Below are 25,169 nucleotides of genomic sequence, written 5' to 3' on the forward strand. Positions count from 1 at the left end.
AGTCTCCTTTGCCCTAGGGTCAGGCCGCGTGCGCGGGAACTGGGGTGGGAGCCGAAGGCACATCCTGCCATGTCTCGGCGATACGCTTCTCCAGCTCGTCCACGAAGATGTCGTGGTCGGCGGTGATCTCCTCGATGCGGCTGAGCAGATAGTTGTAGCCAAAGAGCGCCGGGATCGCGACCGCAAGACCCGCCACCGTCGCCAGCAGCGCCGCCGCGATACCCGGCGCGATCGCGTTGATGTTGACCTCGCCGGCGGCAGCCACGCTTGCGAACGTGATCATCACGCCCAGCACTGTGCCTAAGAGGCCGATGAACGGGCCGCCCGAGATGGCGATGGTCAGGAGCACGAGCCGCGCGTTCAGTTTCTGCCCCTCGCGCACTCGGCCAGCGTCGAGCGCGGAGCGGATCGCCGCGATCGACTGGCTGCGGATCGCGAACCGGCTACCGGTCGCCTTGCCTTCCTTCAGACGCTCGGTCAGTTCACGACGACCGATCTGATACAGACGCCCCAAGGTGGAGTCCGTCGCCGCCGATCCGGGATCGAACGCCGGCAATCCGTCATGAGGATTGCGAGGCCCGCGCCCATTCTCGTTCACGTAACGTTGGTAGGCTTCGAGGAACGCTTCATTCGCCGAGCGAACCTTGCCGATCAGCAGGCCCTTGCTGATCATGATCGCGATGGCCACCAGCAGCATGAACGCGCAGATGATGATCACCACCCAGGCGTCGAACGTCAGCGCGCCGAACAATATGCCGAAATGGCCATGTCCGCCGCCGGTCTCGACCTGCTGGGGCGTGTCTGTCGTGACCAGCTTGGACAACTGCCCTTCGCTGGCGGCTGCTAGCTGGAATGCCGACTGCGGCAGCGCAGCACCTGCGACGCGCAGTTCGTCGATTTCACCGGCAAAGCCTTGGCCGAGAACGGCAGCGCCCGTGGCGGCGGCCAGCGCACCGGTCACTTCACCGGCAGGCTGACCGTTGATGTAGAGCGCGCTCTTCGTGCCGTCATTGACCAGCGCGACGTTCGCCCAGCTGTCAGCGGCGAGAGCTCCACCCGACGAACGATTGCCGCCCTGATCGATATACAGCTGACCACCTTCGGCGACCAGGCTGACGCTGCCCGGCAGGCTGAACACCGTGCCGTTGCCACCCGGCTTCACCCAGAAGCTGATCGACAGCGGGCCATTGGCAAACGCGCCAGCAGGCAGGCCCACCGGCGTCGTGCCGTCGAGCAGCAGGCTCGACCCGATCAGACCAGCGCCGTTGCGGCTCGCTATTCCTGTGGCATTATTGCCGTTCGACGTGGCGTCTTTGGCGGCGCCTTCGTCGTTGAAGTGATAGACAAGGCGGTAATCCGCCCCATAGGTGCCCGCCACATCCTGCGCGGCCGCCGCTTTTTCATTGCCATAATAAGCGTAGATCGCCGATGCCGCACCCGGCTGAAGACCCTGCACGTCGACCCAGACCAGCGCCTGCTCGTCCGCTGGCGACCACTTCTCGATGTGGAACTTCAAGGGTGTGCGATCGTCGCCCGCCACGAACCGCAGGTCAGACCCGTCTGCCTTGACGTCCTTGAAGCTGAAGTTGCCCGAGTGCAGACGTACCAGCACCGGCGCGCGCGACACTTCACCTGTGATGCCCGCCGCATCCACATTGAGATTGATCTTCGTGCGGTAGCTGTAATCCGCCTCCCACCACGCCATGGCTGGCGTCGAGAAGGCGGTCATCGCAACCACCGGGATAAGCCATTTTAGTTTCAGTCGACCCATGTTGCCGCCCCTGCTTCCTGTCACTTGACTGCCCTCGCTTGGGCGTTGAATCTGCAGGCGCTCATGGCGCCCATTGCCGATGGAGGGCGACGGTTCGCCGCCCTCCCCTCATGTCGATTTCGTTCGCCTTGGCCGGATTGCTCCAACCTGCCTTCCGGGGATCCCTGGCGCTGGGAGTTGGGGGAGCGTCCAAGCTGCCCGTGGGGAAATCCTGGCCCGATCGATGGCCACGATCGCCCCGACTGGTCGGAGAAGGGCGATCGCCGGAAGACGACCCGGTGAGGCGGGCTCCGACCAACACTGAACACCGAAACGGCCGAATGCGGCGTCGCCATGTAACCCTGCATCACCATCAGAATTCCCCCCTGATGGTGAAGCTGTATCGCGGATCGCCTTTGTCGGTGGTCGGCCCGGCACGCAGCGGAATGCCGATCAGTGCTTCACCGGTGAACAGCTTGAGCAGATCAAACCGCAAGCCGCCGCCGACACTGAACAGCCGGAACTCTTCGGTTTGCCCCGAGGAGGGTGCGCGCACACGGGCATAACCCGCATCGCCAAAGGCAAAGACGCGCACTTCGTCGACAAAGCTGGCAAGCGATGTCCCAAAATTCGGAGTGCGCACTTCGATCGACGAAACGAAACCGTCGTCACCGACCGCTTCGGAGACATAGTAGCCCCGAACGTTGGACATACCGCCAAGCGAGAATTGCTCATTCGTGACGAGACTGGAGTCGGCCAGTTGGCCGGCGAACCGCAGCCCAACCTGCCAGTCGCGGCGCAACATACGAGTGTAGTTCAGGTCCAGCTTAAGATGAACGAAGTTTTCACTGGCATCGACGGCGCGGCCGGTGAACTGATCTTGCGGAATGCCGGTCTGTCCGTTGCCCAGAGAGCAGGTCGGCACACCTTCTGGAATGAAGCCTTCCGAATAGGGCGATTCGAAGCAAACATTGCGCCTAACCACCCGGAGGCCGCCAGTAACGCCGAGCGTCAGCCCATAGGTTTCGCTCACGTTTCCGCCACTCAGCGTATATTCAGCGACGAGCGGTACATAGCGTATCTTGGTTGGTTGAAGATCGGTGCCTTCCAGGCTCAACCGTTCCTTGAACGATTTGAAGTCCGGTCCGAAACTGATCTGCTGAAAGGTGTTTGCGCTAGGCAGACGATAGGTCGCCCGAAAGCCGATCTGATAGCCATTACCAAGCACATTGGTCCCGCCAAGTGCTGCGACGTTGCTGTTCGACCGGTAGCCGTAGAGCAGAAGCCCCCAGGGCGTGCCGATCAGGGGCGCGTTGTAGGATGCCGAGATGACCGCACTCTGGTCCGGATCCTGGGGCGCGATCGAGCCCGTGACGGACAGCGTATGGCCTTGTCCCCAAAGATTGGAGTAGCGCGCAGTAGCGCTGGCCCGCAAAGGCTTGGTATTGGGACTGTTGTCGTTGTTGAGTTCGACGCTGCCATGGAATGGGGCTTTGTCGTCAACCTTCAGTTCGACATCGACAGTACCGGGTTGCGCGCCGGCCCGGAAACGCGGCGTAATCATCCGATCGGGAAAGCGGTTCGCCTCGGAGACATCGCGCTGCAGGGCAGCGATATCGATCGGTTGCCCCGCGACCAGCGACGGGACATCCCCGCGGACGCTCTGCTCGGAATGATGCTTCGCATCGACAACCCGCACTTCTCCGAGCGGAACCTCATGAACAGCGAGTTGGACGATCCCTTGAGCGAAGCGCTCGCTGGGCTGAATCGGAATTTCGACCTCGACCGCTTCAAAGCCTTTCGCTGCATAGGCTGCTTGAAGCGCCTTTTGTGCGGCCATGACATCCGCCTCGGAGCGGTTCGGCCCCAGGAACGGATAGATGATCCGCTCGATGTCGGCGTTGGAAAGCTTCGTCGCCCCCACGACGTCGATCGCGGCGATCAAAAAGCTTCCCGAAGCCCTCACGGGCTCCGCATCCGCGGTGGCGGGCTGGGCGGCACTCTGATCGCTTTGCGCGAAGGCGCAGGCGGGCTGTAGCACTGCGGCCAGGACAGTGGCCAAAACGAGGCACGGCGAGATATTCGCGCGCGGGCCCCCTTGCATCGGGGAAGAAACTATCATGCACCTCTCAGACATCGATCAAGCCAGCACCGATGGCGATCGCAACCGCGTTGATCCGGTTGGCCGCGCCGAGCTTTTGCGTCACGCGGGCCAAGTGAAGTTCAATTGTTCGTTTCGATATTCCGAGACTGCTTGCGCCCTCGACAAGCGTCGCGCCGGTGGCGGCATGGCGCAGGCAGCTGATCTCGCGATCCGAAAGCAACCCTGACGGCCTCGTCCGTGACGTCATCAATTGCTTCGCACGGATGTGAAACTCAATCGCCAGCGTGACCATCTGGTGTCGCCGCTGTTCGATCACCGCGATCGCCCTAGAAATCGTTTGGCTGAAGAGACTGATATACGCTGGGCCCGATACGTAGTCCTGGACGGGGATCACGACACCCGCATCCACGCCCCGCAGTCGCTCGATGCTGAGCCAGGCGCGCTGGACATCGGGCAGGGAGAGATCGTCCTTTGCGACCCAGGCGAAGGGAAGAGAAGCCTGGGCAACCTGCGACAGTGCGGGATCTCCGGCACGCCAAGGCTCCTGCCCCTTGTCCAGTGTGGAGAGAAAGCGAAGCGGCGGACGCTCGATGATCCCGCCGCCTTGCGGACGATGACCAATATGGAGGTAACGAGCGCCGCCAAATCCCATTTCGGACGCGAACTGCTGTAACCAGTCTTCGAGGTCCGCCGAAGATGCGCAATCCCCGACCGGGCCCATCGCCATGACCGAACCGCCCTCCATGACAAAGTGCTCAACCCACGACGCATCGAGGGCAGCGCACGCATTATCAAACTGGCGCTGAAGCGCACCGCCGGCTAACATCTCAACTACCCCCATGGAGCTCCTGAAAAATGGACACGTTGAGCACGTGAATCTGGCAAGGAATTCGACAAAGTTTTTTTCTTCACCTTCATGTCGATTCGTCATAAAAATGAAACAATATCGTACTTACTCGACAGTGAATCGCGTATTGAGCATAAGAGATTCACTGTTCTGTGCAGGTAACGCGACAGCCATTAGTGAAATTATCATTTCGCAAAGTCACAGCGATGACATGATCTTGGCGTCAACAATGATGTTTAATGAGTTCCACCATCGGAATCTCTCGCAGAGGACTAGGAAGCATATCGATTTCTAGTGGCCGAGCTTGAATGTCAGGCCAGAATCTGCACGGCGAGGAGGAAGGTTGGATGCAATCAGGCGGTGTCGTTCGATACAATCACACCGGACAATTGGCTCCCCAACAGGCCGGGCATGTCCTATTCTCCGTCCGAATGTCGCTACCTCGTTTCTTTCGGAGCCTGACTGCCGCGCTCTCATTTTGCCTTGTCGTACTCATGACTTCGTTCGGGACGAATGCTCATGCTCAGTCCGAGGCCTCTGAAACGCCTGTTCCTTTCGACATACCCGCGCAGCCACTTGACGCCGCTCTGGCGCAATATTTCAGCGTCACGGGCGTGCAGCTCCTATACGATAGCATGCTCACTTCAGGACAACGGTCCACGCGCGTAAAAGGCAGGTACACACCGCGTGAAGCACTTCGCCGTCTCCTGAGTGGCACAGGGCTCGTCGTTCGCTACAGTGGGACGGACGCGGCCATCATCACAACGCAGAGCGGCGACAGCCCATCCTCCCTGGTGCCTCTTGGGCGCGTCGTCGTCAGGGAAGAGGTCGCTCCAGCAAGGCTGCAGTCGGTCGAGCGGCTCGCCTACTACGGGCTGCTGGAGGAAGAACTGTATGCCTGCCTCCAGGCCAGCGAACATACGGAACGTCTCAGGTTCAGCCTGATCGTCCACCTCAGCATAAGCGCGGACGGCAAATTGAGCGAAATCGTTGTTCACCGCAGCAGCGGAAGCAGCAAAACCGACATGCTCGTTGTCGAAACCCTTTTCCAGGCTGTTGTGTCTCCTCCTCCCTATGGACTCCAGCAGCCTCTGGCGATCGTGCTGCGAGGGGCGCGAGGCAGTCAGCGCTCTCGATAGTCATGAGAACCGTATGCCGGCCTTTGGAACCAGGCACTTTTCGGTCGATGTGGACTGCGTTCGCTGGCTCGACCGTGCTGGGCCTGTCGGCGAGAAGGGTCATCTACTGTGTGTGTGGGTCAAGGGAACTCGCTTCGCCGCCTTCCCGAAGCAGGTCCTTGATAGCCTTGCTGGGACGGAAGATCAGCTTCCGCTTTGCGCAGATCCAGATCCTGTCGCCGGTGCGTGGGTTACGCCCTTCCCTTGCGGGAGCCAACTTCACGGAGAAGGATCCGAACCGGTTGACCGAAGCGATCTCGCCGCGAATTGCTGAGTCTGCGATTATGGTGAAGACTGCTTCGACAGCGCGATGGGCTTCAGCGCGGGTCAGATAGCTTCTCGCGGCAACCCGCTCGACCAACTCATCTCTGTTCATAGCCGGAAGTCACGCTTTGCCGGGATGGGCTTGAAGATGGAGACAAATGAAAAGCGGCGGGGAAAGACAGGGGCCACACGGAGTCGCTGAGCAGATCGTGTCGATTTGGCAGGCGCCGACATCTCGTCAGCTAGCCGGTTCCACCTGCCCATAGCCCGAGGGATCGCAGCGGAGGAGTCCCTGGCTCACGGCGATTGCGACGGCATTGACCTTGTTGCTTCCACCCAGTTTGTTCACGACTCTGTGCAAGTAGATCTCAACGGTTCGGGTGGAAATATCGAGCATTTCCGCCATCATTGGCACGGTCATGCCTTCGGCCGCCATCCGGAGGCATTCCATCTCCCGACGCGTCGGTGCCTCCGGGCGCGCATCGCGCAGCAGGTCGAGTGCAGCTACATGAATATCGGTGGCGGCCCAGGATAGTGAAGGACCATGCTCTTTTACTGCCTTGCGAGCCGCATAAATATCGACTCCGACAAGCGCGACGAGACCTGGACCATTGGAATAATCCTGTACCGGGACTGCGATGCCGACATGATCCGATTCAAGATCGCTCGCGAACTGAAGCTCGCTGCTGGACCAGGCGAAAGGGCGGTGAGCCACCAGGGCCTTGATGACCAAACTGCTACTGGCAAGGAGGCCTACATATTTGCGTTGCGCGTTCGGTGTCGATGCGATGGCTCGAACCGCACTGCCCTTTGTATGTCCAAAATGCAGATAGAGGCCCCTGTACAACCCGTAGGCATCGGCCAGATTCAGGAGCGACGTGGCGATGCTGGCTTTAAGCTGGGATGGCCTGCCGGGTCGCTCGAACGGGAGAATGTTTGCCATGACGAAGCCTGCTCAACCAACGCAACGGCGTGATTCGCTCAGCACGAATCGCTTTCCAAGGCACAGTTGCCTCTCAGACGAAACGAGTCGCCCCCAGCGTAGCGACAGAATTTCTTGTTTCAGGCTGAAAGTATGTTCGCCAATTCCGACAAGCTTATCGGCCGGATTTTTGACGAAATCTTTTCCAGATCGACCGATTTCTGCTGCCAGCATAGATGAGCTGCCTTTGCCCCGAGGACTATAGGCAGCCCTTTACCCCAGCCACTCGGCACATTTGCTAGGGGAATCCCTAGCGGGATTCCGACACTCATGAGGCATGTCATATTGCAGACTGAAAAAGACGTCTATGAAGCCGCCAACCCGCCATTCAATTTATGCGAGTCCCCCATGTCCAGCCCCGCTCGAATCGATGTCCTGGGTATCCTGGTTTCATGCCTGGGACATGCTGCCGTGCTGGGCGGCCTCATCGCCGCCAATTCAAATTCGACTAAGCCCTCGAGACCGGCTGCGCAACGTGAAACGGCAATGATGGTCGATTTCATCGAGTTGAGCGGAGACGACGAATCTGATCGATCAACGAGCCACTCCGCATCGAGTCCATCCAAGTCACCGACGGGCCACGACGTGCGAACGCCAACGGCTGCTGCCGCGCTCGACGGATCCGCGTTAAGAGCCTCCGCCCGATCGGCGCCTTCAAGTGGCGATCAGACAGCGTCTCTGCCAGAGGATGGCGGCGGCACCGCTTTCGCAGCCGCGGAACTCGATGAGTACCAGCGCCTTCTCTACGAGATCGTTGCGCGTCACAGCCGCTACCCTGGAGAGGCCAAGCAGCTTCGTCTGGCAGGAATCACCTATCTGGCGTTCCGGCTCGACAGGAATGGGAATGTCCTGGAGAGCTGGATACAACGAAGTTCAGGCTCCGCCATGCTCGACAACGCCGCGCTGGCTGCCCTGGAGCGATCGCGCCCCCTTCCTCCCATCCCCGCCTCGCTGCCCGCCCGCATGGATTTCGTGATCGAGATCGACTCGTCGCTGCAGCAGATCGCCTTGCGGACGACCAATTGAAGGGGGCAGCCATTTTCTTTCAACCCAAGGCCTTGCATCGAGGATCTATTCCGTGACCTCGTCCCCGCGCGAGGCTCTCTTGTCGTTGTTCGTTTCAGCATATCCGGAACTCAAGCGCCTTCTGACGGGTCGGCTTGGTTCACCGGATAAGGCACAGGAAGCACTACACGACACCTATTTACGATTGCATCGAGCCGAGATCGCGGATGAAGTGCGAAACCCGACTTCGTATCTGCTGACTATGGCGCTGAACACGGCGAGAAATAGCCAGCGGGCAGAAATGAAGCACCTCACCGCGGCAGATATTGATCGCCTCATTGATATTCAGGACGAAAGTCCCGACCAGGACCGCACGGCCCAGGGCCGGTCGGAGCTTGCAGCGGTCGAGCGGGCATTGCAGGAACTGCCGCCCCGCCGCCAGGCCATTTTCAGGCGATTCTGGGTCGAATCCGCAACATACAAGGAACTGGCTTTGGAATACGGCTTGTCAGAACGCTCAATTCGGCACGAACTGCTTCTGGCGAGCAGACACCTCCACAGGGTGACAGAAGATTTTTCGGTGGCAGCTTTGCAAGAACAGCTCGCCAGAGTGTCCTCTAAATAAGGGAGCGCGAGCATGCCTCGATGCAAAGCGCTCATGGACGAGCAACTGGTTGGCTTTTCAGGATGAGCGGAAGGACGACATGGACCGATGAAGAGCTGGCGCGCCTCAGGCTTGAGGGGCTCGAGCATCTCAATCATCTGCTCTCCGGCGACGCCACGGAGGCGGATGCGGCCAAGCTTATTGCATGGCGTGCCGAAAGCCCCGCTCACGAGTTGGCGTTTCGATCGGCCGTGAGGTTGCGTCAGTTGGTGCGCGTTGTCGAAGGTGTCGAACGTCCCGAAACGATCGGGATCGTCAGCAACGTCGCAAGCCTGAATGCTCAAAGGGCAAAGAAGCACTCGAGGCGCGCATTTCTCGGTGGCGCGATGGCGGCATCTGTTGCTGGCGGACTGCTGTTCCTCGGACGCTCGCTCGACATGGTGCCGTCGCTCGCCGCACTGAATGCCAAGTATCGAACCGGAACCGGCGAACGCCTTGTGGTGCGTCTCGGCGACGGCGGCACCGTCGAGCTCAACACCCGCACCAGCATCAATCTGCGCGACGATCTCGCGATGCCGGCGGTCGAGCTCATCAGTGGCGAGGCGGTCGTCACCAGTGGTCGATCTGGAACTGCGGCGCTTGTCGCTGGCAATGGCACCAGCATCGGCAAGCATGGCCAATTCAGCGCGCGGCGTACGGAAGACGAGATTTGCATTACCTGCCTGTCCGGCGAGGTCGAGGTAGCCTGGAACGGCGAGCATCGCCAGTTGGCGCCCTCGCAGGAGGTGCGATATGATGATCGCGGTATCGGTGCTGTAACCGCGCAGGCGAACACAGCCGTGCTCACCGCCTGGCGAAACGGCACGCTGATTTTCCAGGACATCCCTATGCGACAGGTGATCCTGGAGATTAACCGCTACCGCGAGGGCCGGATCATACTGGCGAACAGCGCCTTAAGCGGGCGTCGGCTCAGCGGGACCTATAACATCGACCGGCTGGACGAGTTCTTCGACCAGGCCGAATTGGCGGTCGGGGCCAAGGTGACGCGCCTGCCGGGCGACGTGGTCGTCCTGAGTTGAAGGAGGTGAAATATTTCGGTTTCATTACATTGAGTCATTGAAATGTAACATATTTTTCTTGCCAGATTTCCTTCCCGGCGTGTCCTCTAAATAGGAGCAGCTCCCCGGGGGTCTTTGATGTTCACCAATAAGCTGGCCAGCGATCGCGGCCACGATGCAAAGACCGTGGTCGAAGCGAGCACGTTGTTCCTGCGCCCTGGGAACGCTAACCACCCGGATATCCTTGCAACTTTGAAAGCCAGCAGGTCTCTCTCGGGTTTGCGAGACTGGCTGCTGGATTATGCGCGCCTCCTCGGATTTTACGGCGCTCGCTATATTCATGCCGGAAATTTCTGGTCCAATGAACCCGATGCCAGCCCACACCATCCGCTGCGCTTCCTGTCGACCTCACCTCGGGACGCGGATGATGCGGACGACTGGCTTGTCCGCGATCCATGCGCGGCACAGGCACGCACGGCTTTCGTGCCTTTCGCTTATTCGACACGAACGAAGGGCGGACTTGATCCCATTCAACGTATCTGGCTGGAGAACGAACGAATGCGCGGCGTATCTGCCGGCGTCATTGTTCCCATCCAGGATAGCGTCCAGGGTGCCGCCTATATCAGCCTCTTCGGAAATGATGAGACGGGTTCGCGAGAGATGGCCGAACGTTGTGGTGCGGACCTGGCATTCGCCGCAGCGCATTTTCATGCGAAAGCAAAGCAGTTCGTGCCTCTCGCCGATTGGGTTCCTCGCCTCTCAACCCGTGAACTGCAGGTTCTGCGACTGGCTTCGATGGGGTACACCTACGCTCAAAGCGGTGAGGCGCTCGGCCTTTCGGAGAAGGCCGTGGATTATCATTTACGGAACGCGTCGGACAAATTGGGGGCTTCGTCCAAGCTGCGGGCTGTCGTCCTCGCCTTCGCCCATGGTCTTGCGACATTCTGAAATTTGGATATTCGGATATCCGCGGGGAAAGTAGTGGCCCTTACAACGCCAGCAAGGCGCGAATTTTCGCTTGGACTTCCGCCAGCGCCGCCTGGGATATCTTGCCTTTCTTGCTCGCTCGACGCGCTCTCCAATCCAGGCTCTTGACCTGATCGGCGAGAACGACGCTCGGAGGAGTACGGCTTTCGACTACCTCGAAGGGATAGCCCTTGATCCTGCTTGTCATAGGGCAGCAGATCATCATACCACGCAAGCCGTTGTACTTCTCTGGCGACAGAACAAGAGCAGGACGGTGTCCCGCCTGTTCGTGACCGGCCTGAGGATCAAATTCCAGCCAAACGATGTCGCCGATATCCGGCACATAAGCAGCCATTACCAGGACTCATTTCCGACCGGCGCTCCAAATTCGATCGTATCGGGAAATGTATCTGGCGTCATCTTGGCCAAAAGCTCATCCAGACTATAGGACCGCATCACAGGGTCGATAACAATGCGTCCATCTTCCTCTCGTACATCCACTTCCTGATCGATATGGAGAGCTGCCGCAGCCATAATCGACGCCGGAATCCGAACCGAAGCACTGTTGCCCCATTTCTTGACCTGAACACGCATCATTACCTCCATGTATCGACATTCGCGATACGCGCTATCAAGCCATGTGTCAACAAATGTATCGACTTTTTATCGCATGACATTGCGATCGTATAAGATCGTTCCCAGACGGAAATCGAATAGCCTGAAATTAATGCCCTACCGGGCGCGTACGCCTTGGGAAGGTGCGGGTGAGCATCAGTGGATATGACGTTCCACCAAGCCAGCTTCCACCGACACGAGGTCGGATGGACAATTGACCTCCCAGATGCCTCCTGGCGGCGCCCCGACCTCGATCATACGGATCGGCACTCCAGCGTCGAGGAAACGTAGCTGTTCCAAATCCTCGGTTTCCTCGAAGATGGATGGTTCGAGACCCGGATAGTGCATGAGAGCATCACGGCGGTAGCCGAAAACGCCCATGTGGAGATAAACCGGCGGACGGGCCACTCGCTCGGGAACGAACGGAATGATGCTCCGGGAAAAATAAAGCGCATCATAGTTTCTGTCGAAGACAACCGTGATCGCGCGCGAGCGCCCTGCTCTCTCATCCGCGCGAAGGCAATCCGCTGCAACCGGTGAGCAACGAACCATGGCGGTCGCCACTTCCACACCAGGCGCTTCGCGCATGCTTTGGATCAGAGCCTCGACGGCAAGCGGCGGTGTAAGCGGCGCATCGCCCTGGAAGTTTACAATGAGATCGGCTTTGATGCCGGCCGCTACGAGAGCCTCCGTACACCGCTCAGTCCCGTTGCGGCAATTGGAGGACGTCATAATGACACGCGCGCCAAACCGCTCGGCTACTTCCTGAATTCGAGCATCATCGGTCGCGATCCACACTTCATCGACGCCGTTCACGAGGTTCGCCGCCTCCCAGCTCCGAAGCAGCAAGCTCTTCGCCGCGCCCGAAACCCCTCGTAGTTCCACAAGGGATTTACCGGGAAACCGCGTGGATCCGAAACGTGCGGGTATGATGATGGCTACACCGTGATCCTCGCAGGAGAATTCCTTGCCCCCGACTACGCGAAGCATTCAGGCAACCCCGTGACGCAAGACATCGTGAATGTGAACAAGCCCGATTACCTGCCCGCCAATCATGTCGGCCAGCACGAACAAGGATGTGATCCGGGATTGCGACATGGTCCCGAGTGCATCGCGCGCCAGAGCCCCGGACACAAGTGTGCGCGGCCGCTTCGTCATGATTTCCTCGGGACGCAGCGATGCCAGCTTCGTCGCATTCCGGCGCACATCCCCATCGGTGATCACGCCAAGCAGACGCTTGGTGTCGTTGACGAGTCCTACGACGCCAAAGCCCTTTTCGTTCATCAGGTCCAGAACGGCTTCGAGCGACGCATCGGCGCGAGCCAGCGGCAGTGCATCACCGCGATGCATGAATTCGTCCACGGCGAGAAGGTCGAGCCCATGGCTTGCTCCTGGAATACGCCGATGAAGGTCGGTCGCCGTGATGTTCTTTAGCCGCAAGAGCGTGATCGCGATTGCATCGCCCAGCACGAGCATCATCGTAACAGAGGTGGTCGGAGTTTGAGAACGGCGGTGCAAAATTAGACCACGGTGGCGGCGGCGAAGTGCTGCTGCGGGCGGCGTAAAAGTCGTCCACTTTGCCTTCTTTGCGCGAGCAGGGAGGGCGTGGAGATATATACCGTGGATCTTTACCTGAAGGTGCGTCTTGCTTGCGCGGGCGGCATGAGCCAGCGTGAGGCGGCGAAGCATTTCAACGTATCGCGCGACACGGTCCGCAAGATGCTGTCGTATTCGGAGCCCCCCGGTTACCGCCGGACGGCGGCGGTGCGGCGGCCCAAGCTGGAAGCGTTCGTTCCGATCATCGATGCATGGCTTGATGGTGACCGTCAGGTTCCGCGCAAGCAGCGTCATACGGCGAAGCGGGTATTTGACCGCCTTCGCGAAGAGCACGGTTTCACCGGCGGCTACACGATCATCAAGGATTACATCCGACAGCGCGAGCAGCGCAGCCGGGAGATGTTCGTGCCGCTGGCGCATGCGCCCGGCCATGCCCAGGCAGATTTTGGTGAGGCCATGGTCGAGATCGGCGGTGTTGTGCAGAAGGCGCATTTCTTCGTGCTCGATCTACCGCACAGCGACGCCTGCTACGTGCGCGCCTATCCCGCTGCCGTTGCCGAGGCATGGATGGACGGCCACGTGCACGCCTTCGCGTTTTTCGGCGCGGTGCCGCTGTCGATCGTCTACGATAACGACCGCTGCCTGGTCTCGAAGATCCTGCCCGACGGCACGAGGCAGCGCGCCCGGCTGTTCAGCGGCTTCCTGTCGCATTACCTGATCCGCGATCGTTACGGCCGTCCCGGCAGGGGGAACGACAAAGGCAGTGTTGAAGGGCTGGTCGGTTATGCTCGCCGCAACTTCATGGTGCCGATCCCCCGGTTCGCGACGTGGGAGGCGTTCAACCTGTGGCTCGAGGAGCAATGCCGCAAGCGTCAGAACGACCGGCTGCGGGGCGAGAGCGAGACGATCGGCGAGAGGCTGAAGCGCGATCTGGCGGCGATGCAGGAACTGCCGGCTGCCCCGTTCGAGGCTTGTGACCAGACCAGCGGCCAGGTCTCGTCGCAGGCGCTGGTGCGTTACCGGACCAATGATTACTCGGTGCCGGTGCGCTTCGGCCATCAGGAGGTATGGATCCGGGGCTATGTCGGCGAGGTGGTGATCGGCTGCCGGGGCGAGGTCATTGCCCGTCATGTGCGCAGCTACGAGCGCGAGGACGTGATCTTCGATCCCATCCATTACCTTCCCCTGATCGAACAGAAGATCAATGCGCTCGATCAGGCAGCGCCCCTGCAAGGCTGGCACCTGCCCGAAGCGTTTGCAACGCTGCGCCGCCTCATGGAAGCTCGTATGGGCAAGCATGGTCGGCGCGAGTATGTGCAGGTGCTGCGTCTGCTGGAGAGCTTCACGCTTGCCGATCTGCATGCGGCCGTAAAGCAGGCTCTCGATATCGGGGCGATCGGCTTTGATGCCGTGAAGCATCTCCTGCTGTGCCGGGTGGAGCGCCGACCACCCCGATTGGACATGGCGATCTATCCCTATCTGCCCAGAGCCAGGGTGGAGACGACATCGGCGCGCTCCTACATGCAGTTGCTCTCGGGCGATGCGAAGGATGCGGCATGAGCAGTCCGTCCCCCGAGCTGTTACTGGCCAGCCACCTCAAGACGCTCAAGCTACCAACCTTCCTGCGCGAGCATGACAAGCTGGCCCGGCGATGCGCGGCCGAGGGCGCAGATCACGTCCGCTACCTTGCCCGGCTTGTCGAACTGGAGCTGATCGACCGGGAACGCCGGATGGTCGAGCGCCGGATCAAGGCTGCGAAGTTCCCGGCCGCCAAGAGCCTCGACAGCTTCGACTTTGCCGCGATCCCCAAGCTCAACAAGATGCAGGTGCTGGAACTGGCACGCTGCGACTGGATCAACCGCCGCGAGAACGTCATAGCCCTTGGTCCCTCGGGAACCGGCAAGACCCATGTGGCGATCGGCCTCGGCCTTGCCGCCTGCCAGAAGGGCCTGACGGTCGGCTTCACCACCGCGTCCGCGCTGGTCAGCGCGATGATGGAGGCACGCGACGAACGCCGCCTTCTGCGCCTCCACAAGCAAATGGCCGGATACAAGCTCCTCATCATCGATGAACTGGGGTTCGTGCCGCTCTCGAAAACCGGCGCGGAACTGCTGTTCGAGCTGATCTCGCAGCGTTACGAGCGCGGCTCGACGCTGATCACCAGCAACTTGCCGTTCGACGAGTGGACCGAAACGTTCGGCTCCGAGCGCCTGACAGGCGCGCTCCTCGACCGGCTTACCCACCACGTCTCCATACTCGAGATGAACGGAGAGAGCTATCGTCTGGCCCAAAGCCAGGCGCGCAAGGCACGCTCCAACCCCTGACAGAAAAGACCATCCGTGTGTTGGCGACCCCCACTCGGGCTACGCCCTCGCGGCGCTCGCCAGCACACGGATCACCCGGCCTGATTTTGCGCCGCCCAATGGCCGACTTTTACTCCGCCGTTGACAGGAGTTCGGCCAAACGGACAAATCTCAGGCTGTGCAGGGAGAAGAAGATGAACATCCGCGCTTCTGGCAAGAAGCGAGTCCTGGTTTGCCGTGATCGCGATGATGGGGACGCCCAGCATCTGCGCCCACCTGACGATAGCTCCGCACCCCTGAGCCTCTCCGGTTCGCGATAGCATCAAAATGACATCGCCCGGCACCATGACGCCGATACCCCCATGCAGAGCTTCGAGCGCATTCAGATAACATGATGGCGTACCCGTTGCCGAGAATGTTGTGGCCAGCTTGGGTCCGATATTGGCAGACTGTCCTGCGCCGAGCACGAGCAGTCGGCCCCTTGCATCATGGATCAACTTGACCGCTTCTACGAAGGCATCGTCGACGTCACAAAGTGACCAGAGCGCTTCCGCCTCCGTCGCTATGGCCTGACGGCCAATGGCAAGGATGGAGGATGAATCTGCCTCCGTCGCGCCGGTCACGGTCATGGTCGCACGTTCCTTTTGCTCCACCAGGCACACGCAAGCTTGATAGCCACAAGGTACGCTAATCGAACATCGAACCCATCACGCTAGGAGAATCCACAGTCATTTATGGAATATTCTCGCGGGTTCGACGCCAGTGCCGGGAGATCGCGGAGGGCGATTTTCAAAAACCTATTGTCGTCTTCTGCCGATGGACAAGTTCGAACCAGTCCATCATCGCTGAGGCCGCAGCGTCCGACAAGGCGACGTATACCCGACGCTTGTCGGCATCATCCGCTCGGCGGACGAGAATCCCCTTCTCCGTCAGGTTCTTGATCCAGCGAAGCGCGGTGGTGGCCGGAACAGATGCGGCCATGCACAGGCTCGAGGTCAGAATCTCAGTCCCGCGCAGTCGGGCTTCCATGAGATCGAGCATCATGTCCCAAGCCGGATCCGCGAACAGATTTCCGTCGAAGAACTCGGCCCGCGCCCGCCGCATGCGCAATATGAACTGGATATCCCGCACGATCATCGCTTCAATTTCAGAAGCTGTGTGCATCCGATCGGGCTCCCTTGCGGAAACGGACCGTGTAACCAACAGCGGCATTTCGTCCGCTACCTCCGCGGGCTCCGAGAACAAGCGGACGTGAAGGTCTCCATCGGTTTGCACAGACCCGGCACCGGAAGTCGAGGCGAGCGCCGGTATGGCGAAACTTCCCGAAACCAAAATCGGACTACTGTGCGAATCGCCACCCTGGAAATGCCCGGCATCGGGACAACCACAACCTGGCGCGACCCTAGAGAGCGAGTCGCCACCCTCGACCGACGACAAGTGGATGGTCGGCACCATATGTCGGCCTGCCTCCAAAGGCGCGGCCATCCCCGGCGCGGACACAACGAGGATGCCTGTCTCGCTTATGCACATACGCACACACCATTCCCAGTTGGCCGGCCCCACCCTCATTATGAGATGCAGCCGATGCATTGACAGAAGTCAATCACTTCTGAACAAAATCAACGAAGAGCGGGCATCGCGAATATTATTGTCACTTTCCTGTAATATAGAGTCCGCCATATGGCAGAGGAGCTAGCCGAACCTGACCCTTCCATTCATGCTTAATCCTTTACCAGACTTGCGACTGATCGCCGCACTTGGTCTTGGCGGCGTCCTCGTTGGGAGTTTCATCGCGACGGCTGTGGTACGATGGGACACCGGTCGTCCGATTGTTATCGGGCGCTCGCGATGCGACCACTGCGCACGGGTGTTGGCGCCCGTCGAACTCATTCCGCTACTCAGCGCAATCATCTCACGGTTTCGATGCCGGACGTGCAATGCGCCGATCGATGCCTTGCATTGGCAAATCGAGGCCACTGCTTGCCTCGTCGGTGTCTTCGCCGGGATGGCCACCCCCGGCATAACCGCAATCGCGGGCGCCATATTTGGATGGCAGCTTCTCGCACTCGGCGCATTGGACGCGCGCCATTTCATCCTGCCAAATCTCCTGACGACGGCACTTGCCATCACCGGCCTTGCGGCAAGCCTCAGCAGTGCCGGTATTGGCCCGAGCGACAGCATCGCCGGCGGCCTTGTCGGTTTCCTATCCCTTTGGCTGGTGAAGCAAGGCTATCGTCGGCTGCGCGGTCGAGACGGACTGGGAGGCGGAGATCCTAAGTTATTCGGGGGAATCGGATGCTGGCTTGGCTGGCAGGCGTTGCCCCACATATTACTTGGCGCGAGCCTGATCGGCCTCGTCATGGCCGTGGCTGTCCTCAGGGAGGGACAAGAGCCGCTCTCAAGCCGGCAACTGCCATTCGGCGCCTGTCTGGCGCTGGCAGGTTTCACCGTCTGGCTCGCCTACCAAATTGCCGGGGCCTGAGCCCAAAGCATGAAACTTAAAAATCTTTTTGCCCATCGCAGGCAATCCGAACCGTATTTCTTTGCCAAGATTGCTTCGGCGCGTGTCCTACTAAAAGAGGCCTGCGAGCACGTAGCTGAGGGCCTGACGTCTTTGGGCGCCACGCCCTTCAAGTGCAAGGACATACATGGGGGACAACGAGCACGATAAGCGGGCGTGGGCGGTTTATTGCGCTTGCCGGATTTCCGACACGCTCTACGCGATGAATCCCTTTCTGACGCAGCAAAATTTCTACGCGCAACAGCTACGCGCACTTGCTCTGGTGTCCGTTATCGCCAGGAAACGGCTCCTACCCGGTCGGCGAAACATCTGCATCGTGGGCGCCGGTGTCGCGGGTAGAATGCTCGCAGCGGGCTTTGCCAGTGTCGGAGCGAGTGTCAGGCTGATAGAAGCCCGGACAACACCGTTTGAGCGATATCGGGATGCGACCCATCGGGAGCTTCACCCGAATATCATATTCTGGCCCAAGCAGCAGCCGACGCCGGCCACGGCCCTGCCCTTCCTTAACTGGGCGCAGTCCCAGGCGGACATGGTGATCGAGGATATTCTCGATGAATGGCAACGCGGCTTTGGCCCGAAAGTCGATCTCGTCCATGATCAGGTCGTTCGGCTGCAGCACGATGCCAGCGGCGTTTTGCTTGAACTTCAGAGCGGCGCCAGCATCGAGGCCGATATTGTCGTCCTCGCCACAGGCTTCAAGCCGGAGCGCGGTTTGGGTGCGCTCATATCACCGAGCTACTGGTCGCCCAACGCCATAGCTGATGAAGCCCAGGCGGTTCTCGTCAGCGGCACGGGCGATGGCGGCCTCATCGACGTGCTTTCCCCCATTCTCGGCGCCAAGGTCACGCGTGCCGCCCATATGCTGGCTGTCGCGTTGACGGACAGCGAAGTTAAGCATGATATCCTGGAGGTCGAAGCAGAGCGAGCGTTGCACAGGATTCCCGGAACTGGCGACAGCACTGATCCGTGCGACTTTTACCGCAAGGTCGTTTTCAGCCAGGAGACACAAGGAAAGCTGTCCTCGTTTGCGGGCGCGGACGATCGTCTCTCCAATCGTAAGATCACGCTTCTGCATCGGTCGACCAGTCCCTATTCATTCACTGCCGCCCCTATCAACAAGCTGCTGCTCGCCTTCTTCAGTAACGGAACGAGGCGATATGTGACGGCCGTCAAAGGGGTACTCGAAGTCGAGGAGGATCAGCATAGGATGATACCCGACAACGACGACGGCGCGCCGCTCGACCCTCCATCGGGGTTCGATCGCGTCATCATCCGGCATGGCGCTGAGCCGGCCGCAGCGGACCTGTTGAGCGCCACCGAGCTCGCTGGCCTACGGGAAAAGGCCGTCGAACATTCCGCCGCAGCCGATGTGAGCGACTATGACAGAGAGGTGTTTCGCTGGACGAACGACGGCATGGGAAAGTCGGGCGTTTCGCTCGAAACTCTACCGCGAACGGTGCGCAAGACGCTCCTCCATATCGGTCGAGCCTATGGGCTCGATTTTCAAACCACTATCATAGTGGATGACTGTTTCACCAACGGTCGACCGATCAAGGTCGTCCTCGACGCGGAGGATAGGCGCAAAGCCGAACAGCTGCGCCTGTTTCCTCTCCGTGTAGGCCCGGCGTCCGTTCAGGTCGCATCCGTCAACATTCATCGCAACAGGCCCCCAAATGACGAAGCGTAGCGGTCTTTCAGAACCCAGCCGGCTTGCCAACAACGCTCTCCGGCTTGGAACCATCATCAAGATCGGTATCGTCGGCGACGGCGACGCCCGCATGATGATTTCCGCCATCATCACACGCGAAGACTGTGAGGATGATAATCTCTATCTTCTGTTGACCGCGCACTCGCATCTGCTGCCGAGCGCCGAGGAGGTCTCCTGCACTTTGATCCGAGGGCCTGGAAAGCAACGCCTCGCATTGGGCACGCTGGTCCCTCCCGAGGAGGTCCTGGGTCCAGAGAGCTCCAATCTGGGCTTCCACGTCATTCGCCTCGAGGCGACCCCGTTGTTCGAAAGCCAGCGGGAGAACGCAAAACCCCTTGCGACGGTCCGAAACTTCCGGGAGGGAATCTGGAGTGATGGCCTGTTCCACGTTCGGCGCCTGAATGATCCCACATGGACGGATCCCGACTATGGCGATTCCCGTCGTAGCGGCTCAATTCGAACGAACCGCCAATTGTCGAGCCCGGTCATCAATCGCAAGGGACGGGTTGCTGGAGACCTGGACGAGGTGCGCATTCCCGACCTCGGTGCGACACTCTACTATTCCTACTGCGGCCTCGTGACCCGCGGCCGCAACCGCCCCCTTGCAGAACCGCAGGCACTGGGTGCGCCCGTCATTTCGGAATCCGGCGCGCTGTCGGCGATCATCGTTGGCGCGGCGGATCAGGAGACGCTCGTCTTCCCGATCGAGGAACTGCGTAAAGGCCGGGCGATCAAGTTCGTGACACTTGGTGAGGATTGGCCGAAGGTCAAAATCGCCCAATCATCCCGCACTTTGAACAATTCCGGCTAGAAGCCTCATTTCAACCCAGTTTTCAGAGGACGGCGTATGCTTTGGCAGATAGCCGGCGCGGGACGCTTGATGCTGATCGTCTTGTCCGTGCAACATCGCTCCCTTAAACGTCTGACGGTCAACCAGAAACAGGGGTGTTGTATGAGAGGAAACCACCTTGTCCTGTGTTGCGGCCGCCTTTCCTGACCCTCTTACACCGGAAGCGATCATCGTCGATGCAGCGCGCTGCTGGCGAGAAACGGTAGACCGGCATCGCCCCATTCTGCCGACCTTGTTCGCGCGGCTTGAAGTACGCGACGCTGGCTTTCTGGCCCCTGCCATCGCAGCACTCCTGTCAATTCTCGAAGCTTGGTCCGGGCGCCGTTTTCGAGCGGGGGATGGAAGCACCACGGTTCTCACCAACGACGAGCAAGTGCTTCTAGGGTTGTTGGAGACTGCGGCCCCACCTGCTGCTATCCACGCCTCGCGACCGGGCCTGACAGGACCGCTTCGGGTCGCTCTGCGCTCTACGCGTATCATGATCCAGCGTGTACTTGGCCTCGATCTTGGGGAAAGACGAATCGATACTGGAGAGGGGCCATTTCTTTTAGGTCGTGCTACTGACGAAATTGAGCTTTCGCCGAAAATGCACAGGCTCGAACCGGAGCCAGATTCTGTCGACTGGGAGGCGGCAGTTGTGAATCAGGCCCGGAGCAAGAAGCCGGAAGATCAATCCTGACCACGGGCCTGGCCGGGAATCGACCTCGATGTCATTGGACGCGATGTTTTCGAGGTGCCGGTCCTCACGATAATGCAATCGAGCGGCACGGTTGCGGGAGTACATGGGCATTCCCTCACTATCGGGTCGACACGGCCATTCGCAGGATTTCGGCGGCGACACGCTGCGGTTCAGCGTGATGGATATAGTGCCCGCTCCCCGCGACGATGATATGCCGAGAATGGGTAAACCCCTGGGTGAACCGGGCCGCATGGGACTGCCAGAGCGCACGCATCCGCGGATCGCTTGTCGGGCTTCCCCGCTCGGCGGTGAGGATCGTCACGGGAATATCGCGGATGCTGGACAGGTCGGCGAGGCTGGCTTCGGTTTCCTCCAGCCCCCGGATTTCGGCGCGCTCGGCCGGCGACATGAGCGCCGCGAGGATGGACGGGATCTCGCACAGTCTAAGTCCTTCCGCCTTGCAGGCCCGGTTGAAGCCGGGGAGTCGCGGATCGACGAACACGAGGCCCGCGACCTCTTCCGGATATGCCTTGGCGAAGCTCAACCCATAGTTGGCGCCGATCGAATGGCTGACCAGGATATAGGGTGGCCTTATGCCGCCCTGGATCAACTTTTCGTGCAGATGGGCAGCGATCTCCGCGCCGGTGCGGCGGCCATCGGCGTCGGACGGCCAGAGCGGCCCGCCGCCGATCAGTTCGCCCAACGCGCCGCCGCGATAGCCTGCACGGCTCCAGGCAAAGACCGGCACATCGCCCGGCAGTGCCGCGCGGAGCGAACGCCAGCTCGCCGCGCCATCGCCTAGGCCGGCTTCCAGCACCACCGTCGGCCATTCCGGGCGGGTGTCGCTCGGGCGAGAGGCGGAAATTCCGCTGGCGCAGGCGGACAGGCCGAGAAAGGCCGCGATGGCGAGGATGCGCATGACAGGTCTCCCAATCAGAGCGCGATGGCGAGGCGAAGGGATGCGGCGTGGCTGCGCTCGCCGGAGCCGCTCACGGCACGCTCGTAGGACAGGCCGAAGCGCAGCCTGCCGCCCACGGCGACATCGGCGCCGCCGCCGAGCGTCAGCCCCTGGCCGAACAGGGTCTTGGTGCGAAGGCTGGCACTGTCGGCAATGTTGCCGATCAGCGTCGAGCCGATCCCGTGCGTATCGCCAGCGAGTAATTCCCGGTCGCGCAACTCCACATAGGGGATGACGGAGAACGAGCCGGGCCGATCGACCAGAGCCAGGCCGAGCCGGGCGCGCGTGTCGAGCGCCAGGACGTCGACGGACTGGCGATCGTAACGCAGGGCAAGCCCTTCTGCATCCTGCTCGGCGAAGCCGTGGATGCGGCCATGCACATAGTCGATCCCGGACCGTGATGACAGGCGCAGCCCGCGTCCGAGCATCGTCGCTCCGGCAAGTTCGACGCCGACGCCATAGCGTTCTCCCCTCGTCTCGCCCCTTGCCAACAGATCGAGCGCATGGGTGTCGCGTACGAATCCGGTAAAGCGCGGCCGGGCATAGCTCGCATGGAGCGCCACGCTGGCGTCGCTGCCAAACGTCATACCCGCGGCGCCCGAAACGGACCATTCGCGCGCCTTGAAGGAATCGGTCGCTCTGATCCGCGCTTGCTGGTCGAGCCAGGCCCCGGACAGGGCCGCGAAACCGCGCGATCCGAGCGGCCATTGCACGCCGAACAGGCCGCCGCGCTGGCGCAGGCGCAGGCCGTCCCCGGCGCTGCCATCATAGCGGGCCGTGGCGAAGATCGGCGCCGCGAACAGGACCGGGCGGTTCCCACCCCCGGCGGCAAGCGCACGGGCGGCGTCGGTTTCCTGAGCGATCCGATCCGCGCCGGTGGTGAGCGCATCCATCATGCGACCGGCATCCCGCGCCGCTTCGCCTGACGCACCATAGAGCGTGGCGCGATACCAGTCGGCGAGCAGCACATGCCCCGCTGCGGTCAGGTGATTGGTGTCGAAAAAGACATGGGCGTTCTGCACTTCCGTGTCGGCGGCGCAAAGCGATCCGCTCTCCGTATTGTAGCAAGGCGTGTCGAAGGTCGCGAAGCCGAGCTTGGCATAGTCGCGGCGCAGATGCGCGAAGAAGGCGCCCTGATCGACGAGGACGACATTGGTGCCCGCCGGGAGGCTCGGCCGCAGCGCGGCGAGCGAGGCAACGAGGTCGGTGTTGATGTCATCGACGAAGCCGCCGATAGCGCCGCGCAGGTCGGCCAGCTCCTCGCCGCCGAGCATCGGAAGATATTGGACCGGCTGCACGGTCGCGACGACGATCGTGCGCGCCCCACGCGCGCCGAGCGCCGCTACATGGCCGGTCGCGGCGGTCACGATGTCGGACTGGATCGCCTCGGGCGCCTCGTCCGCCAGCAGGCGCGTGAGGTCGTTGGTTCCGGCATGGATAAAAAGACGATCATCCCCGGCGACGCGGATCGCGCCGCTGTCCTGTAGCTGCGCGAACAGCTCGATCTGGCGGGCAACGCCGCTGTCGACAGGAAGGTCGTCGCTGCCGCGCTCGGTCATGTGTGCGCCCGACACCGCGAAGTTGAGTGAGCGATAAGGTGGCTCGGCCGCTAGCGCCGGCGCCACGCCGGGCGATATATGCTCGACCCACACCGGGCCGTTGGAATCCCGGCACAGCCCGTCGACGCAAGAATAGGGCACGCGGTCCTCGGGCGACAGGCCGCCGATGATCTGGAAATTGCCCTGCTCCAGATCCGAATCCCCAAAGAAGTAATCGTTCTGAGCGAAGGCGGGCGATGCGGCGAGCGCGATAGCGGTGGCGGACGCCGAGAGACGGGCAAAGCAGTGAGAGAGGAGCATATGACGCAGTCCTTTGGGGAATTGGGCCTGATGGAGCGCCCCGGTCATGGCCGGCGAGTGCCGGATCGTCGTCCGGGCCAAGCGGCCCGGTCGCCGTCCAGCTGGCCCGGTCGTTGCCGCCGCGCACAAACTGTTGCAGATGTTTAGAAAACCAACCGGACAGGACATGATCGCAGCCGACATCACCGCCATTTCGATCGGCATGGGCGTCACCGCCGCGCTCGCGCTGGCCCTGCGCCGGCGCGATCGTCCGCGCCTAGGTGCGGCGCTCAGTGCACTGGCGCTGTTCGAGCTATTGCTGGTCCTGTTCCTGTTGCCCGACCTTGCCGCAGACGGACCCGCCGGATGGATCGTCGGTTGGGAGCTGCTGGTGCTGCCCGCCTTGCCGGTGCTGCTGCGGCGTTATCTCGACGGTTTGACCGGAACGGTCGTCACACGGCGCGACTGGCTTTGGGCGCTGGCGCCGGATGTCCTGCTGCTGCCGTTTCTGCTGGTCGCGCCCGCCGCTCGCAGCGCCTTGCTCGCCGGTGAGGTGCCGGACCTGCCGCCGCCGATGCTGCTCATGGCCGTGGCCTCGGTCGGATTGTTCTGGCTGGCGTGGCTGATCGTCACGTTCGCCAGCGCCATTGCCATTGCCATCCGGCTCCGGCGGCATCGGACGCGGCTCGCCGCGATCTACTCGACCGAAGGACGTGGCGACCTACAGGGATTTGCGGTCACGGCGGGGCTGCTCGGCGTGATCTTCTGCGTCCAGCTCGGCGAGATGATCGCTGCCGGGTTTGGCGTTGAGCTGCTTAGCGGACGCGCCGACGATGTTTTTCTGCTGGCTGTGATCCTCGGCTTTGCCGTTCACGGCCTCACGGTGGAGCCGCCACTGCCGGAATGGGCCGATGAAGTGCTTGCACCGGAAGCGCCGCAACCGGACGTGCCGGAGCCGCTTGCCGAATCTGGCATCGTCGAAGGTTCCGCTGCCGCTCGCCCCGCCTATGCCCGGTCTGGGCTGGCGGACGCCGATCTCGACCGGATTCTTGTTCGGCTCGATTGTGCGATGGCCGAGCAACAGCTTTGGTCCGACCCGATGCTGACGCTGAAGGATCTGGCCGATGCGGCGAGCGTGCGTCCTGGCTATCTCAGCCAGGCGCTCAATCAGCGTCGCGGGATCAGCTTCTTCGACTATGTGAATGGTTGGCGGATCGACGCTGCTTGCGGTCTCCTGTCGCAAACAGACAAGACGGTACTCGCGATTGGCGAGGAGGTCGGGTTCAATGCGAAATCCACCTTTAACGCAGCCTTCCGCAAGATGCGGGGCATGAGTCCGAGCGCTTGGCGAGATACACGACCTGACGCAACCTAGCTTACGA

26 protein-coding genes are annotated in these 25,169 nt (G+C 61.1%); 12 read left to right on the forward strand and 14 right to left on the reverse strand.

Annotated features, from left to right (window positions below; all coding sequences use genetic code 11):
* Positions 1–19 precede the first annotated feature (19 nt).
* The 3 genes from LDB29_RS15255 to LDB29_RS15265 form a co-directional block, all read right to left on the reverse strand.
* A complete protein-coding gene (locus LDB29_RS15255; protein WP_257554659.1) occupies positions 20–1,771 on the reverse strand; it encodes a DUF2341 domain-containing protein in 1,752 nt (583 codons plus the stop codon).
* A gap of 352 nt (positions 1,772–2,123) precedes the next feature.
* Complete coding sequence (locus tag LDB29_RS15260; protein ID WP_257554661.1) at positions 2,124–3,695, reverse strand: ShlB/FhaC/HecB family hemolysin secretion/activation protein; 1,572 nt, start codon at positions 3,693–3,695, stop codon at positions 2,124–2,126.
* A gap of 184 nt (positions 3,696–3,879) precedes the next feature.
* Positions 3,880–4,695, reverse strand: coding sequence for a LuxR C-terminal-related transcriptional regulator (locus tag LDB29_RS15265; protein ID WP_257554662.1), 816 nt, complete (start codon positions 4,693–4,695; stop codon positions 3,880–3,882).
* Positions 4,696–5,009: 314 nt separating this feature from the next.
* On the opposite strand from LDB29_RS15265, the gene LDB29_RS15270 reads away from it, so the two are divergent.
* Entirely contained in the window at positions 5,010–5,840 is an 831-nt protein-coding gene (locus tag LDB29_RS15270; protein ID WP_257554664.1) for a secretin and TonB N-terminal domain-containing protein, read from the forward strand.
* Positions 5,841–5,943: 103 nt separating this feature from the next.
* On the opposite strand, the gene LDB29_RS15275 is transcribed toward LDB29_RS15270, so the two are convergent.
* The 3 genes from LDB29_RS15275 to LDB29_RS15285 all read right to left on the reverse strand — a co-directional run bounded on the left by LDB29_RS15275 (position 5,944) and on the right by LDB29_RS15285 (position 7,299).
* Positions 5,944–6,255 (reverse strand): HU family DNA-binding protein, encoded by a 312-nt coding sequence (locus tag LDB29_RS15275; protein WP_257554665.1) that lies wholly within the window; start codon positions 6,253–6,255, stop codon positions 5,944–5,946.
* Between the two features lie 126 nt (positions 6,256–6,381).
* Entirely contained in the window at positions 6,382–7,086 is a 705-nt protein-coding gene (locus tag LDB29_RS15280; RefSeq protein WP_257554666.1) for a helix-turn-helix transcriptional regulator, read from the reverse strand.
* Positions 7,087–7,098: 12 nt separating this feature from the next.
* Positions 7,099–7,299: a hypothetical protein gene (locus LDB29_RS15285; protein WP_257554667.1), complete on the reverse strand. Its 201-nt coding sequence runs from the start codon at positions 7,297–7,299 to the stop codon at positions 7,099–7,101.
* 111 nt (positions 7,300–7,410) lie between these two features.
* Here LDB29_RS15285 and LDB29_RS15290 point away from each other — a divergent pair, with 111 nt between their 5' ends.
* From LDB29_RS15290 to LDB29_RS15305, 4 genes are all read left to right on the forward strand, one after another.
* Positions 7,411–8,151, forward strand: a complete 741-nt coding sequence (locus LDB29_RS15290; protein WP_257554668.1) for an energy transducer TonB — start codon at positions 7,411–7,413, stop codon at positions 8,149–8,151.
* Positions 8,152–8,203: 52 nt separating this feature from the next.
* Positions 8,204–8,755, forward strand: a complete 552-nt coding sequence (locus tag LDB29_RS15295; protein WP_257554669.1) for an RNA polymerase sigma factor — start codon at positions 8,204–8,206, stop codon at positions 8,753–8,755.
* Between the two features lie 62 nt (positions 8,756–8,817).
* A complete protein-coding gene (locus LDB29_RS15300) occupies positions 8,818–9,813 on the forward strand; it encodes a FecR domain-containing protein (RefSeq protein ID WP_257554670.1) in 996 nt (331 codons plus the stop codon).
* Between the two features lie 117 nt (positions 9,814–9,930).
* Complete coding sequence (locus LDB29_RS15305) at positions 9,931–10,740, forward strand: helix-turn-helix transcriptional regulator (protein WP_257554671.1); 810 nt, start codon at positions 9,931–9,933, stop codon at positions 10,738–10,740.
* 40 nt (positions 10,741–10,780) lie between these two features.
* On the opposite strand, the gene mazF is transcribed toward LDB29_RS15305, so the two are convergent.
* The 4 genes from mazF to LDB29_RS15325 form a co-directional block, all read right to left on the reverse strand.
* The gene (gene mazF / locus LDB29_RS15310; protein WP_257554672.1) at positions 10,781–11,113 is read right to left on the reverse strand and encodes an endoribonuclease MazF; all 333 of its coding nucleotides are present in this window, start codon (positions 11,111–11,113) and stop codon (positions 10,781–10,783) included.
* Positions 11,113–11,355 carry an AbrB/MazE/SpoVT family DNA-binding domain-containing protein gene (locus LDB29_RS15315; protein WP_257554674.1) on the reverse strand — a complete coding sequence of 81 codons (243 nt, stop codon included), beginning with the start codon at positions 11,353–11,355 and terminating at the stop codon, positions 11,113–11,115. Before LDB29_RS15315 ends, mazF begins: the two co-directional genes overlap by 1 nt.
* A 174-nt stretch (positions 11,356–11,529) precedes the next feature.
* A complete protein-coding gene (locus LDB29_RS15320; protein ID WP_257554676.1) occupies positions 11,530–12,363 on the reverse strand; it encodes a 3-deoxy-manno-octulosonate cytidylyltransferase in 834 nt (277 codons plus the stop codon).
* A complete protein-coding gene (locus LDB29_RS15325; protein ID WP_257554678.1) occupies positions 12,364–12,852 on the reverse strand; it encodes a CBS domain-containing protein in 489 nt (162 codons plus the stop codon). It lies immediately after the preceding gene.
* Positions 12,853–12,993: 141 nt separating this feature from the next.
* On the opposite strand from LDB29_RS15325, the gene istA reads away from it, so the two are divergent.
* Together istA and istB are read left to right on the forward strand one after the other, a co-directional pair.
* A complete protein-coding gene (gene istA / locus LDB29_RS15330; RefSeq protein WP_082430708.1) occupies positions 12,994–14,490 on the forward strand; it encodes an IS21 family transposase in 1,497 nt (498 codons plus the stop codon).
* Positions 14,487–15,254: an IS21-like element helper ATPase IstB gene (istB, locus tag LDB29_RS15335; RefSeq protein WP_054944222.1), complete on the forward strand. Its 768-nt coding sequence runs from the start codon at positions 14,487–14,489 to the stop codon at positions 15,252–15,254. The genes istA and istB overlap by 4 nt, the downstream gene beginning before the upstream one ends.
* A gap of 71 nt (positions 15,255–15,325) precedes the next feature.
* On the opposite strand, the gene LDB29_RS15340 is transcribed toward istB, so the two are convergent.
* Positions 15,326–15,862 (reverse strand): SIS domain-containing protein, encoded by a 537-nt coding sequence (locus LDB29_RS15340; RefSeq protein WP_257554680.1) that lies wholly within the window; start codon positions 15,860–15,862, stop codon positions 15,326–15,328.
* Between the two features lie 160 nt (positions 15,863–16,022).
* Positions 16,023–16,397 carry a winged helix DNA-binding protein gene (locus LDB29_RS15345; RefSeq protein ID WP_257554681.1) on the reverse strand — a complete coding sequence of 125 codons (375 nt, stop codon included), beginning with the start codon at positions 16,395–16,397 and terminating at the stop codon, positions 16,023–16,025.
* Between the two features lie 553 nt (positions 16,398–16,950).
* Here LDB29_RS15345 and LDB29_RS15350 point away from each other — a divergent pair.
* From LDB29_RS15350 to LDB29_RS15365, 4 genes are all read left to right on the forward strand, one after another.
* The gene (locus tag LDB29_RS15350; protein WP_257554683.1) at positions 16,951–17,715 is read left to right on the forward strand and encodes an A24 family peptidase; all 765 of its coding nucleotides are present in this window, start codon (positions 16,951–16,953) and stop codon (positions 17,713–17,715) included.
* A gap of 166 nt (positions 17,716–17,881) precedes the next feature.
* Positions 17,882–19,441: an FAD/NAD(P)-binding protein gene (locus LDB29_RS15355; RefSeq protein ID WP_257554685.1), complete on the forward strand. Its 1,560-nt coding sequence runs from the start codon at positions 17,882–17,884 to the stop codon at positions 19,439–19,441.
* Positions 19,428–20,273, forward strand: coding sequence for a hypothetical protein (locus LDB29_RS15360; RefSeq protein ID WP_257554686.1), 846 nt, complete (start codon positions 19,428–19,430; stop codon positions 20,271–20,273). Before LDB29_RS15355 ends, LDB29_RS15360 begins: the two co-directional genes overlap by 14 nt.
* A 157-nt stretch (positions 20,274–20,430) precedes the next feature.
* Positions 20,431–20,991, forward strand: coding sequence for a hypothetical protein (locus LDB29_RS15365; protein WP_257554688.1), 561 nt, complete (start codon positions 20,431–20,433; stop codon positions 20,989–20,991).
* Between the two features lie 118 nt (positions 20,992–21,109).
* Here LDB29_RS15365 and LDB29_RS15370 read toward each other — a convergent pair whose 3' ends face one another.
* Positions 21,110–21,910 carry an alpha/beta fold hydrolase gene (locus LDB29_RS15370; RefSeq protein ID WP_257554690.1) on the reverse strand — a complete coding sequence of 267 codons (801 nt, stop codon included), beginning with the start codon at positions 21,908–21,910 and terminating at the stop codon, positions 21,110–21,112.
* Positions 21,911–21,924: 14 nt separating this feature from the next.
* Positions 21,925–23,808 carry an SGNH/GDSL hydrolase family protein gene (locus LDB29_RS15375; RefSeq protein ID WP_257554692.1) on the reverse strand — a complete coding sequence of 628 codons (1,884 nt, stop codon included), beginning with the start codon at positions 23,806–23,808 and terminating at the stop codon, positions 21,925–21,927.
* A gap of 46 nt (positions 23,809–23,854) precedes the next feature.
* On the opposite strand from LDB29_RS15375, the gene LDB29_RS15380 reads away from it, so the two are divergent.
* Positions 23,855–25,162, forward strand: a complete 1,308-nt coding sequence (locus tag LDB29_RS15380; protein WP_257554693.1) for a helix-turn-helix transcriptional regulator — start codon at positions 23,855–23,857, stop codon at positions 25,160–25,162.
* Positions 25,163–25,169: the final 7 nt, after the last annotated feature.

This window comes from Sphingobium sp. CFD-2 (genome assembly GCF_024611135.1).
Lineage (GTDB): Bacteria > Pseudomonadota > Alphaproteobacteria > Sphingomonadales > Sphingomonadaceae > Sphingobium > Sphingobium fuliginis.